The organism is Mycobacterium europaeum, from assembly GCF_034555895.2.
GTDB lineage: Bacteria > Actinomycetota > Actinomycetes > Mycobacteriales > Mycobacteriaceae > Mycobacterium > Mycobacterium europaeum.
This window is the reverse complement of record NZ_CP157315.1, coordinates 1,344,448-1,356,843: the sequence shown is the minus strand read 5'-3', so window position 1 is coordinate 1,356,843 and position 12,396 is coordinate 1,344,448. Positions and strand designations below refer to the sequence as shown.

The 12,396-nt window shown below is 65.5% G+C and carries 12 protein-coding genes; 9 read left to right on the top strand and 3 right to left on the bottom strand.

Going from position 1 to position 12,396, the window contains the following annotated elements; genetic code table 11:
• Positions 1-158 precede the first annotated feature (158 nt).
• The 5 genes from U8D42_RS06385 to U8D42_RS06365 all read left to right on the top strand — a co-directional run bounded on the left by U8D42_RS06385 (position 159) and on the right by U8D42_RS06365 (position 5,193).
• On the top strand, positions 159-455 hold the full coding sequence (locus U8D42_RS06385) for a hypothetical protein (RefSeq protein ID WP_322861237.1): 297 nt from the start codon (positions 159-161) through the stop codon (positions 453-455).
• A gap of 585 nt (positions 456-1,040) precedes the next feature.
• Complete coding sequence (locus tag U8D42_RS06380; RefSeq protein WP_322861248.1) at positions 1,041-1,331, top strand: metal-sensitive transcriptional regulator; 291 nt, start codon at positions 1,041-1,043, stop codon at positions 1,329-1,331.
• A 512-nt stretch (positions 1,332-1,843) separates the two neighbouring features.
• Complete coding sequence (locus U8D42_RS06375) at positions 1,844-2,149, top strand: DUF1490 family protein (RefSeq protein ID WP_322861238.1); 306 nt, start codon at positions 1,844-1,846, stop codon at positions 2,147-2,149.
• 61 nt (positions 2,150-2,210) lie between these two features.
• A complete protein-coding gene (locus tag U8D42_RS06370; protein WP_322861249.1) occupies positions 2,211-4,505 on the top strand; it encodes a copper-translocating P-type ATPase in 2,295 nt (764 codons plus the stop codon).
• A gap of 67 nt (positions 4,506-4,572) precedes the next feature.
• Positions 4,573-5,193 carry a DUF5134 domain-containing protein gene (locus U8D42_RS06365; RefSeq protein ID WP_322861239.1) on the top strand — a complete coding sequence of 207 codons (621 nt, stop codon included), beginning with the start codon at positions 4,573-4,575 and terminating at the stop codon, positions 5,191-5,193.
• 758 nt (positions 5,194-5,951) lie between these two features.
• Here the strand turns inward: U8D42_RS06365 and U8D42_RS06360 are convergent.
• A complete protein-coding gene (locus U8D42_RS06360; protein ID WP_322861240.1) occupies positions 5,952-6,839 on the bottom strand; it encodes a universal stress protein in 888 nt (295 codons plus the stop codon).
• Between the two features lie 418 nt (positions 6,840-7,257).
• Between U8D42_RS06360 and istA the strand changes: the two genes are divergently transcribed.
• Both istA and istB read left to right on the top strand, forming a co-directional pair.
• Positions 7,258-8,475 (top strand): IS21 family transposase, encoded by a 1,218-nt coding sequence (istA, locus tag U8D42_RS06355; RefSeq protein ID WP_322861695.1) that lies wholly within the window; start codon positions 7,258-7,260, stop codon positions 8,473-8,475.
• On the top strand, positions 8,475-9,287 hold the full coding sequence (istB, locus tag U8D42_RS06350) for an IS21-like element ISMyma9 family helper ATPase IstB (RefSeq protein ID WP_322861696.1): 813 nt from the start codon (positions 8,475-8,477) through the stop codon (positions 9,285-9,287). The genes istA and istB overlap by 1 nt, the downstream gene beginning before the upstream one ends.
• 904 nt (positions 9,288-10,191) lie before the next feature.
• Here the strand turns inward: istB and U8D42_RS06345 are convergent.
• Together U8D42_RS06345 and U8D42_RS06340 are read right to left on the bottom strand one after the other, a co-directional pair.
• Positions 10,192-10,401, bottom strand: coding sequence for a hypothetical protein (locus U8D42_RS06345; RefSeq protein ID WP_322858840.1), 210 nt, complete (start codon positions 10,399-10,401; stop codon positions 10,192-10,194).
• Between the two features lie 64 nt (positions 10,402-10,465).
• Positions 10,466-11,089 carry a TetR/AcrR family transcriptional regulator gene (locus U8D42_RS06340; protein WP_322858841.1) on the bottom strand — a complete coding sequence of 208 codons (624 nt, stop codon included), beginning with the start codon at positions 11,087-11,089 and terminating at the stop codon, positions 10,466-10,468.
• Positions 11,090-11,150: 61 nt separating this feature from the next.
• Between U8D42_RS06340 and U8D42_RS06335 the strand changes: the two genes are divergently transcribed.
• Together U8D42_RS06335 and U8D42_RS06330 are read left to right on the top strand one after the other, a co-directional pair.
• Positions 11,151-11,579: a DUF1707 domain-containing protein gene (locus U8D42_RS06335; RefSeq protein ID WP_322858842.1), complete on the top strand. Its 429-nt coding sequence runs from the start codon at positions 11,151-11,153 to the stop codon at positions 11,577-11,579.
• Between the two features lie 9 nt (positions 11,580-11,588).
• Positions 11,589-12,356 (top strand): SDR family NAD(P)-dependent oxidoreductase, encoded by a 768-nt coding sequence (locus U8D42_RS06330; protein WP_322858843.1) that lies wholly within the window; start codon positions 11,589-11,591, stop codon positions 12,354-12,356.
• Positions 12,357-12,396 lie beyond the last annotated feature (40 nt).

Sequence of the window (12,396 nt, the reverse complement as noted above, 5' to 3'; positions counted from 1 at the left end):
CCACACCATTGACGGTTATACCCTACAGGGGTAGTGTACGTAGATGTGTGTCCGTCATCTTGCGGTACGCATTTACGAGCTGCAATCGCGGTGATATGTCCTGCGCCGATGCATCCGGGGGTAGGTATGGTTCCCCTGCACACGCATCCCGCAGCAACATGCTGGTCGGCACGATGATCATCTCGGGCAAGCGCCGTCAGCGTTTCATGGCTCTGCTCGCCGGTGTCACCTTCGCATTCGGTGCGGCCGCCCCAGTCAGCGCCGACCCCGACAACCCGTTCGGCGGCCTCAATTGCTCGTGCCCCCACCCGGTGCTCGGGCAGCATGGCCCTGATGCTCAGCAGATCGTGCAGGGAATCCAGGAAGGCCTCGCCGCCCAGCGCGCACCGCAGCTCCAAACCGATGGCCGGTTCGCCACTGGGTCAATGGCAGGTCACGAGAACCCATATAGCTGAGGACACCGGGCGGTGCCTGCCGAAAATTACACTGCTTCAACGCGTTCCGCGCTGGAATGCCTCATACCGCAAGGGGGTATCTACGGCGGGGCGTCAGGTAGCAGCACACGGGTTGGCAGGCCGGAAACGCCGGCAGATTAGGTGTAGTGATGGCTTTGACAAAAGGGCGCGTCCGGCCAACCCAGCGATTGGTTACTCCGCGCCGTCCGGAACAGCTGCACCCACCCGGGATATCACGAGCTATACACAGGCAGACACTGCGGCGGCTAGGCTCGTTAACAACGACCGCCCGAAACAAGGTCTTCCATCCGTGTTCGATAGGTGGCGGCATCCATTCGTCCGGACAGCCGCTCAGGACGATTACCGTCTCAGTCATGAACCGCCGATAATGCAAAGTCGCCGCATCATAGGGATTGTCGAATTAGCCGCAGAAGCCGCGATGCTCGATTCGCGCCGCGGCTGTAGCAGCATTCCGTGTACCCCTATGGGGTACAGTGACTAGCGGAAATGTCTTTGGCGGCCGACCGTCTCGTCACCGCGCGGCAACGCCGAAAACGATCTGATGATGAACTGCTGGGAGGCCGAATGGAAACCGCACGTGGGTATGTAGCGCAGAAGGACGCGTACGCAAAGCGACTGCGCCGAATCGAGGGCCAAATTCGCGGTATAGCGAAGATGATCGACGACGACAAGTACTGCATTGACATCCTTACCCAAATCAGCGCGGCCAGCAGTGGTTTGCGGTCGGTGGCGTTAAACCTTCTCGATGACCACCTTGACAACTGCGTAAGCCAAGCGGTCGCTCAGGGCGGAGACGAAGCTGACCTCAAACTGGCCGAGGCCTCCGCGGCTATCGCGCGACTCGTTCGCTCCTGACCAACAGGATCGGCCGGCGACAGAGCCGCCGCAACGTCTCTGCTTGACCCGGGTACCATACCCCGGTATCGTTTAGATATGAATGAAAGTCACAACTGCTGTTGCAAATCAACCGGCTGCACCTGTGGTGATTCCGCTTGCACTCAAGCGACTGGCTGCCGTTGCGGTCATCCCGAGTGCACGTGCAACGACTGATCCCCTTAGGCCATGGCTCGGTCGATGCGTTGGTTGATGTCAAGGGCGCGCCCCTGGCAACTACGACAACCCGTCTCGCAGAGCCGAAATGTCGACGGAATCTCGAAATGTCTTGTTTCGCTAGGCTTTTGCCGAGCTGATCGATGCGGTCAAATGCACGGCAGCCTGATCGGGCGCAGGCACGACTACGCGGTGCCGTCGGCAAACCTCTTGATGACGAGCTACCGCAGGCGGCCTGCCAGCGGTGATGTAGCGATGAGCCACGGTTGAGTGTCTACAACCGGTGATGGATCAACGGTGGAAAGGAAGTGTTCACAATGGCTTGGCATGCACTTTTAGGAAAAGCAGTGCCCACCGTGGTGACCGGGGTGGTGGGCGTAGCGGCGTATGAGGCATTGGCCAAGGCGCCGTGGCGCACGATGACGGTTGGCGCAACTGCTTTGGGTCTGCGCGGTGCGCGCGCCACCGGACGCATGACCAAGTCGGCCGCCGAGAAAGCGCGCTTGGCGACCGCTGATGTGCTCGCCGAGGCGGCTGAGCGCATTGGAGAACGAGTGCCCGCACCGGAGGCGGCCGACACCGCTCCAACGTCGATCCATGAGGCCGGCAATGCTTGCCATTGACACTCCCGTCAACGCCGACGGTGGCGCCACGCTCACGATCCTTTCCCGAGGGGGCGGACGGATGCGGGTGCGCGCCAGCGGGTTTGCGATGGACACGGTGCGGGCTGTGGCGATCGAGGAAACGGTCGCCAAGGTGGCTGGGGTGCGCGCCGTGCAGGCCTATCCCCGGACGGAATCGGTGGTGATCTGGTATCTGCCCGATGATTGCGACACCGCTGCGGTGTTGTCGGCGATCGTTGCGGCCCAAGACATCCCCGCAGATTCGGTGCCCGTGCGTGCCCCATACTCGGCGAGTGTGGGCGAAACCGGTGTGGTGGCAAGGGTCGCCGGTGGAATCTTGCGCGCGCTGGGCTTGTCGTCTGATGCCGGTACCCCAGCGGTCGCCAACGGAGGCAGTTGTCATCAGCCGGCGCCGTCGTGTCATGGGGCGCCGGTTGCCGACGCCAAGGGCGAGCAGCGCAAGTGGTTGCGGCGGGTGTGGCTGGCCGCGCCGTTGGGACTGTTGTCGATGGCGGCGCCGATGGTGTTCGGCGGCGCGTGGGCGGGGTGGGTGGCCTTCGCGGCGACGGTGCCGGTGCAGTTCGTGGCCGGCTGGCCGTTCCTGGTCGGGGCCGTGCAGCAGGCGCGGGCACGCACCGCGAATATGGACACGCTGATCAGCCTGGGCACGCTGACCGCGTTCGCCTACTCCACCTATCAACTGTTCGCCGGCGGGCCGCTGTTCTTTGACACCGCGGCGTTGATCATCGCGTTCGTGGTGTTGGGCCGCTATTTCGAGGCCCGCGCCACCGGTAAGACCCGCGAAGCGATCAGCACGCTGCTGGAGATGGGCGCCAAGGAAGCCTGCCTGCTCGTCGATGGCCAAGAGATTCTCGTGCCGGTGGAGCAGGTGCAGGTCGGAGACCTGCTGCTGGTGCGGCCCGGCGAGAAAATTCCCGTTGATGGCGAGATCGTCGATGGGCGCGCCGCCGTCGACGAGTCGATGCTGACTGGCGAATCGGTGCCCGTCGAGAAAGCGGTGGGCGACCGGGTTGCCGGGGCCACCGTCAATACCGACGGGCGGTTGACCGTGCGGGCCACCGCCGTGGGCGCGGACACCGCGCTGGCCCAGATCGTGCGCCTCGTTGAGCAGGCCCAGGGTGGCAAGGCGCCGGTGCAGCGGTTGGCCGACCGGGTGTCGGCGGTGTTCGTGCCCGCCGTCCTTGGCGTGGCCGCGCTGACGTTCGCCGGGTGGACGCTGATCGCGGCCAACCCGATCGCCGGCATGACCGCCGCGGTCTCGGTGCTGATCATCGCCTGCCCGTGCGCGCTGGGCCTGGCCACCCCGACCGCGATCATCGCCGGCACCGGCCGCGGCGCGGAGATGGGGATCCTGGTCAAAGGCGGCGAGGTGCTGGAGGCGTCGAAGAAGATCGACACCGTGGTATTCGACAAGACCGGCACCCTCACCCGCGGCCAGATGCAACTCACCGATGTGATCCCCGACAAGCGGCAAAACAGCGACCTGGTGCTCCGCATCGCCGCCGCGGTCGAGTCCGGCTCCGAGCACCCCATCGGCGCGGCCATCGTCGCCGGCGCCCGCGAGCACAACCTCGAAATCCCAGCGGCGACAGCGTTTACCAACCTGGCCGGCCACGGCGTGCGCGCCGAGGTTGACGGCCGGGCCGTGTTGGTCGGGCGACGCAAGCTCGTCGACGAAAATGACCTGCACCTGCCCGAGCAGCTCGCCGCCGCGGCCGCCGAACTCGAAGAACAGGGCCGCACCGCGGTGTTCGTCGGCCGCGACGACCGCGTCGTCGGCGTGCTCGCCGTGGCCGACACGATCAAAGATGACGCCATCGACGTGGTCCGCCAACTGCACGCCATGGGATTACAAGTCGCCATGATCACCGGTGACAACGCCCGCACCGCCGCCGCCATCGCCGAGCAGGTCGGCATCGACCGGGTACTCGCCGAAGTGTTGCCCGAAGACAAGGTCAACGAGATCCGCCGCCTCCAAGACGAAGGCTGGATGGTCGCCATGGTCGGCGACGGCGTCAATGACGCCCCCGCGCTGGTCCAGGCCGATCTGGGGATAGCGATCGGCACAGGCACCGACGTGGCCATCGAGGCCTCCGACATCACTCTGATGTCGGGTCGCCTCGACGGCGTCGTGCGCTCCATCCAGCTCTCACGCCAAACCCTGCGCACGATCCACCAAAACCTGGGCTGGGCCTTCGGCTACAACACCGCCGCCATCCCCCTGGCCGCGCTCGGACTGCTCAACCCGGTCGTGGCCGGCGCGGCGATGGGACTGTCCTCGGTCAGCGTGGTGACAAACTCGCTACGCCTACGTCGCTTCGGCCGCGACACATGACAGGATCTCCTCGCAGCGTCGATTCACAACTGCACATCATCACTGGCGCCGAGCGGCTCGCGCTGACATGATCCACGACCCACTACTTCGGTGGCTGGTCACAGGATTTTTTGCGTTGGGCGCGCTCGAATGTGCCCTGCCGATTCTCACCCAACGCCGGCCGTGGACAGTGGTCGTCGGTCACAGTCTGCATTTCTTGATGGCAGTCTCAATGGCCGTTATGGCTTGGCCGTGGAGCATGCGATTGCCGACGATGATGCCTGCGGTCTTTTTCCTGCTGGCTGCCCTGTGGTTTGCGACGATGGGTCTCGTTGCGGCCCGCCCAGCCGCCCAGCGCGGGTTGTTTGGCTATCACAGCCTGATGATGCTGGCGACGGCGTGGATGTATGCCGGCATGAACAGTCCCCTGCCCTCCGCCCAATCACATCCCCAGGCGGGCGCGACGACGCCCGGCATGGACATGGCTGCAATGAACATGTCGGCAAGCAGCGAATCACCCACATGGTTCAGCGCAGTAAATTGGTTCGGTACCACTGCCTTCGCGATCGCAACGATTTTCTGGACACGCAGGTACGTCACCAGCCAACTGCGCGGCACCACCCGAGCCAGGTCGCTAGGGAACATCGCTCAAGCAATGATGGCGGCCGGCATGGCCGTCCTGTTTCTCGCGGCACTGTTCGAGATCTGAGCCCGCAACATCTACGTCATCCATACGGGGCGACGCAGTGGCGCAACACAGCCCTGCTCGTGCGAGGAATGCCGCCAATGGCACTCTTAGATCGAACGCTAGCTACGTTGCGGTTGGCGGCACTCGGCCTCGTGTGAGATGCGCGACGAGAGAAGCCTTGCGGCAGAGGTTCCTTTGTTGCGAAGTTGAGCGGCTATCGACGTAGACCCCGATTGAAACGCCCTGGAAATCCCGCCCCGGCGGAGTCGGTGCGTTTCAATGCTGACTTGGTGAGCACCTTGAGTGGCCGGATAGCCAGCGTTATCGGGACGACGGCTTACCGCCTGGCAAGCTCAGACTCCATTCCTAGGGTGACGAAAAATCGCTTGACATACGCCCCCGACCAATGCCTTGGCCGCCCGGCGGTCACGCCGATCAAGTGAAAACGACGGAACAGCCAATGCCACAAACACATTCAGTAGCCCTGGTCGGTGATCGTCGGCATAGATGGCGGCCGTGCAACGGGCCGCTCGCGAGACCATAATGCGTAATGCCGCCGTCCCTCGGCGATGGGCGAATGGCTTCCCCATATTCAATGGTCTATCGACCTTACCCCGGTGGCGTACCTGGTCGTAATGATCAGGGTCCGAATACAACTCGAGACGAGTGAAGAGTTGATGACATCTGAAGCAAGGCCAAGAACGCGGTCGTCGGTGGCGCAGTTCCAGTTGCGTTCGCGTGCCGGCGTCAGCGGCGGTGTGCTGCTCAGCGGACCCCCGCTAATGGCTGCGCGCGACCACAACCGGCACGCGGGCCGCTTGCGCCACTGCGGCGCTGACCGATCCCAGCAGCATGCCCGTGAACCCGCCGCGGCCATGACTGCCGACAACGACCAGCTGGGCCAACTTGGAACGCTCCAGAAGGTGGGTGGCCGGGTGGTCGTACTCGACGATGCGCGTGACACTGACGTCGGGGTAACGCTCCTCCCAGCCAGCTAGCCGCTCAGCCAGAGTTTCCTCAGCCGCCGCGCGCAGGGCCGACTCTTCGATGCTCGATGTGCTGGTCCTGTCGGTATCGCTCCACACGTGTAGGGCCACCAAACTCGTCGCTCGTAACGAGGCTTCTTCGAACGCGATCGCGGTGGCCAACTCAGATGCCGGTGATCCGTCGATTCCCAACAACACCGCATCATGGACAGGCCGCGCTTGCGCCTGAGCGTCCGAGTGGACGACCGCAACAGGACAGCGTGCCTGATGGAGCAGCCCGCTGCTGACGGATCCCAGCAACATGCGATGCACCGCCCCCAACCCGTGGCTACCGACCACCACCATGTCGGCCTCGTTCGACAAATCGACCAACGTCGGCACCGGCGGCGAAACGAACACTTGCCTGTCGATGTCAACGGAGCTGTCGTCGCCGGTCGTGTCGTTGGCGATCCGGACCGCGTCGTCGAGGACAGCCTGCGCATCGCGTTCCTGCCGTTGGCGCAACTCTGCAGGCATTTGGGAAGCCGACCACGGGAGCAGTGGTGGGGCCACAGCATGCACAAGCGTGAGCGGGCATTTACGCAACAGTGCATCATGGGCAGCCCACCGCACCGCCGTATCAGAAGGCCCTGACCCGTCAACTCCCACCATGACACCAAAACGGTGTTTATCGTTAGCCATTAGACCTGTTTCCTCTTCGGCCCAAGTCCGGTGGACAGTCACTAGCACGTTCAGCCGCCTCAACTCTCACGCAGGCAATCGACCCACTGCGCCCACAGCCGCATCGAGGAGGCTGTAACGCAACTAGCCCAATGGTTCTGGGTGGTCACCGATTCGGCATGGGATGAACCGGGTGAACAGGGCCATAGTTCGCCCCGGGGATGCAGCCTGTGCTCCCGTCGGAGAGATCTCATCGATGATGGGTCCGCCGGGATTGCCGGGAGGGGCCGTAGCCGGGGCGTGGAGGCACACTAGACGTCCGTGTCGCCATCGACGTGGTTGTACTGCTTGACAACTCACGGCCTGTCGGTTCCGGTCGAAAAGTGAGCAGGTGATTCCGGTCGAAAAGTGAGCACCCTTCGATTGGAGAGTGATCACTGTGGAGGATTGGGCTGAGATCCGCCGGCTGTATCGGTCGGAGAAGTTGTCGCAGGCTGCGATCGCCCGACGGCTGGGTCTGTCACGCAACACTGTGGCCAAGGCGCTGGGTTCGGATAGTCCGCCGCGCTATGAGCGGGCGCCGGTGACGACCTCGGCGTGGGCGCAGATCGAGCCAGCCGTGCGAGCGGTGCTCAGCGCGTATCCGAGGATGCCGGCGACGGTGATCGCCGAGCGAGTGGGTTGGACGGGTGGGCACTCGTGGTTTGGGGAAAACGTTGCCCGGATTCGCCCGGAGTACGCCCCGGCTGATCCGTGCGACCGGCTGGTGCATCTGCCCGGTGAGCAGGTGCAGTGCGATCTGTGGCTGCCCGGCCGGGTGGTGCCCGACCATGCCGGAGTGCTGCGATCGTTTCCCGTATTGGTGATGGTGGCCGCCTACTCGCGGTTTATCGCCGCGATGATGATCCCGTCGCGGGTCACCGGGGATCTGCTGGGCGGCATGTGGCAGCTGCTCTCGGGGTGCATCGGCGCGGTGCCGCGAACATTGTTGTGGGACAACGAGGCCGGGATTGGTCAACGCGGTCGGCTTGCCGACGGGGTGGCCGGGTTCTGCGGAGTCTTGGGCACCCGGCTCATCCAGGCCCGCCCCTATGATCCGGAGACCAAGGGGCTCGTCGAGCGGGCCAACGGCTATTTGAGGTCGTCGTTTCTGCCGGGTCGGCGGTTTTGCTCGCCTGCGGACTTCAACACCCAGCTCGCGCAGTGGCTGGCGCAGGTGGCCAACCCACGCCGGCACGCTACGACCACGATGATCCCCGCCCAGGCGCTGGGCACCGATCTGCAGGCGATGGCCGCGCTGCCGCCGGTGGCCCCGGCCACCGGCACCATGATCACCACGCGGCTGGGTCGCGACTACTACGTCAGCATCGGCGGCAACGCCTATTCGGTGCATCCCGAGGCGATCGGTCGGATGATCACCGTGTCCGTATCGCTGGATCGGGTGATGGCCCGCTGTGGTGAGCGGGTGGTCGCTGACCACCAACGGCTCTGGGGCACCGCGGGATTGGTTGGTGATCCTGAGCATCTGGCCGCGGCGGCGATCATGCGGGAGAACTTCCGGGACCGCCCGACGGCGGGTGCTCACATGGACGTGGAGGTCCAAGTCGCCGATCTAGGGGCCTATGACGCGCTGTTTGGGACCGGGGAGGTCGCCTGATGGCCACCAAACGCGCTCCCGTTCCCGGGGAGGCGGACAAGCTGATCGCCCACCAATCCCGGCTGCTCAAAGCCCCGCGGATCGCCGCCCACTACGGGCGGCTGGCCGAACAAGGCCGCGCTGCGGGCTGGTCACTCGAGGACTACCTGGCTGCCGTGCTAGCCGTGGAATCCAATGCCCGGGCCGAATCTGGTGCCCGGCAACGCATCCGCTATGCGGGGTTCCCGGCGATCAAAACGATCAACGACTTCGACTTCACCGCCCAACCCCACGTCGACCGCGCACAGATCGCCCGCCTAGAAGCCGGCGGCTGGCTGGCCGAAGCCCGCAACATCGTGCTGCTAGGACCACCGGGCACCGGCAAAACACACTTGGCGACCGCGTTAGCGATCGCAGCCGCCCAGGCCGGGCACCGGGTCGCCTTCGCGGCGGCCACCGGCTGGGTCACCCGGCTGGCCGAAGCCCACCGCATCGGGCGCCTCGATTCCGAGCTGCGCAAAATCTCGCGCATCGGGCTGATCGTCATCGATGAAGTCGGCTACATACCCTTCGACACCGAAGCGGCCAACCTGTTCTTCCAACTGGTGTCCACCCGATACGAGAAATCCTCGATCATCTTGACCTCTAACCTGCCGTTTTCCCGGTGGGGCCAGGTCTTCGGCGAGGCCACCATCGCCTCAGCGATGATCGACCGCATCGTGCACCACGCCGACGTCATCGCCCTCAAAGGGGCCAGCTACCGCATCAAACACACCGCAATCGAGTCCCTGCCCTCCGTCGAAGCCGACCGTCAGGCAGACTCAACCCCGTAAACAAACCTGCTCAGTTTTCGACCGGAAGAAACTGCTCAAAATTCGACCGGGGCCGACACGGCCGCAACCGATCGCTGGTCCAAGTACGGCTGCGCCACCAAGCAGCGTGATCGTGTAGCTTTCGGCTTCATCGGACTCGTTATTCCTGTCAGGTTTATTTGCCCGTACCTGTCATCGTGTCCATGTCCGATGTAGTGGCGTAGAGGCCAAGGTCCTCGGCGCTTGGTAACCAAAGGCCCCAGGTCTCCTTCTGCTAGGCCGCGCTTGCTGCCAACCCGATCTCGCCGCGACAACGGAACCTTCGGAAACCTTTCGTTTACCGTCCCGCAAAGCAGTGCCGACCTCGATCGATGACGTCCGGATCTCGTTGCATTCATCCGCCTGGAATGCGCACGTTCCCGGCCCCGGGTGACATGCGCGGTGCATGTCTAACCCTGCAGTGCGGCGGTGAGATCGATCTGGGCAAGTAGAAGATGTCAATCTGGCAATGACCGGCGCGTTCGCCCCGACGCGGGAGCGAACGGCGTGACGGGCCCGGTGTTTCGGCACCGGGCTCCGTGCAAACGTCCAACACACGGCAGACTTGTGCATCACGCCTTTGGTTCGCAATCGTCCGGTATATCAGAGCTGGCTGGGGTATTACGCTTGCGCGCCGTGGACCGCCAGCGCTGTCAGCGGGTCCACGGCCATTGCAGCCGGTGTCAACCCAGTGATTTCACTGGCTGCCGGCACGCGCCTTCACAGCGTCGGCACAGTTCTGCGCACACCCGGCAGTGCTCGTAACGGCTGCCGTGTTGGCACACATGTCGCCGCACGACTTGCACACCGTCGCGCAGGCTGCCACGACGGCCCGGGTCAGCCCGCCGCGTAACGATGTGTCGATGGATTTGGCGGGCAGGCGCCCCTACGGCGCAGCGCTCAGGTCAGCCACCGTCAGCGCGCCGCCAGCCAGCTGCGGTGGTGCTGCCGTGGCCGCCGGCGCGACGCCACCGGCCGTGCGCACCAGTCCGAACGCGCGCCCGTCTTTGCCTTCTGCTGCCGCCACCAACGGAAACACACCATCCCCGATGGGTAATAAGCGGGTCATACCGTTCCCCGTGCCGATCAGCAGCACACGCGGTCGCCGTCGAGCAGTTCCTGGCCGAGGTCTACGCGGCTCGCCGGCAGGCCAATGTGGCCTAACCGCTGAGCATTTGGGCCACCACGCCGGCGACGATGGCGTCCGGGTCCTGCTCGATGCCGACCGCACGCAGGTCGCCGTCGATCGCGAGCGACGCGACACCGTGCACCAGCGACCACAGCGGCGCGGCGAGTTCGCGCGGGTCCTCACCGCCGACGATGCCCGCCTGCTGGCACGCCGCGATCGCGCCGAGCAGGTCACCGAACGCCTGCTCCCCGGCGGTCGCGAGGTCGGGATGGTCGGCCTTGGAGAGCTCGGCACCGAACATCACCCGGTAGTGATCCGGGTGGGCGACGGCCCAGCGCACATACGCGCGGCCGAGTTCGGCCACCCGGTCCCGTGGGCCGGGCGCCGCTTCGGCGGCCGCGTTCAGCGCGGCGTGCAGCTCGCGGAAGCCCTGTTCGGCCACTGTCGCCAGTAGCGCGGCCTTGTCGGCGAAGTGCCGGTACGGGGCGGCGGCGCTGACCCCCGCCCGCCGCGCCGCCTCGGTGAGGGTGAAACCTTTCGGCCCCTTTTCGGCCACCAGCGACAGGGCGGCGCTGGTCAGGGCGCGTTTCAGGTCGCCGTGGTGGTAGCTGTCCCGACGCTTCGCTCCCCCCGGGGGTTTCCGTGCGGCCGCCATGTTGACGATATTAACATTAGCGGGTATGTTAAAGCCATTCACATCTTCGGAAGGGGACGAAATGGACCAGCAACTCATGGCCCCCCGCGCCGGCGACCGCGACCGGGAGGTGGCGGCCGACCGCCTGGGCCAGGCATTCGCGCAGGGTTACCTGCCACTGGACGAGTACGAGCAACGGTTGCAGGTGGTGTTCGGCGCGCACACCACCGGTGAGCTCGACCGGCTCCTCGCCGACCTGCCGCTCGAGCGGATCCGGCGCGCGGACCCGCGCCGGCGCGCCGCCCGCGTCGAGGCCGCCCGGCGCGGCGTGCGCCTTCACCTGGCCGCCTACCTGGCGATGACCGTCATCGTGCTCGCCGTGTGGGCGGCCGTCGCCGCCACCACCGGTGCCGCGTACTTCTGGCCGGTCTGGCCCATCCTAGGAGCCGGAATCGGCCTGCTCAGCCACGCGCTGGGCGTCCACCCCGCCGTGAAAACGGTTGCGAAGTAAGGAGCAGTCATGTCGTGGGCAGTCATCACCGGCGCCAGCTCCGGGCTGGGCGCAATTTTCGCCGACCAGTTGGCGCAGCGGGGCAGGTCATTGTTGCTCGCCGGGCGCGACGAGACCAGGCTGCGCGCGGTGGCGGAGCGGGTCGAGCAGCAGGTCGAAGTTTTCGTCGGCGACCTTGGCACTCGGGAAAGTGTCGATGCCCTCGTCACCCGCCTGGACGGGCGAGAGGTCGACGTGCTGGTCAACAACGCCGGCTTCGGCACCTACGGCCCGTTCGCCGAGCTCGACGCCGAGCGTGAGCGTGAGCTGGTCGCAGTCAACGTCGACGCGCTCGTGCGGCTGAGCCACGCGGTGCTTCCCGGCATGCTGGCCCGCGGCCGGGGCGGCGTCCTGAATGTCGTGTCCACCATCGCCTTTCAGCCCGGGCCGTATCAGGCCACCTATGGCGCGTCCAAGGCGTTCGTGTTGTCGCTGTCCCAAGCGCTGTGGGCGGAGACTCGCGGTTCGGGGGTCACCGTCACGGCGTTGCGCCCCGGCCCCACCCGGACCGGATTCGTCGACGCCTTGGGGTCGGACGTCTCACACACCGCGGTCTATCGTCGGCTCGCGGCGCCCGAACCCGTCGTGGCCGCCGGGCTGCGCGCGCTGGACCGCGGCCGCGCCGTCATCGTGCCGGGGTGGCGCTATCGGGCGATGGCCACGGGCGCACGACTGATGCCGGGGTGGGTCTCGTCGCTCGTCAGCGCGCGGATGCTGCGGCCCGCCGCGGCGTCGTAACCAAAATCCCTGTGCCGCAGGCTACGTCCAGGGACGCGAA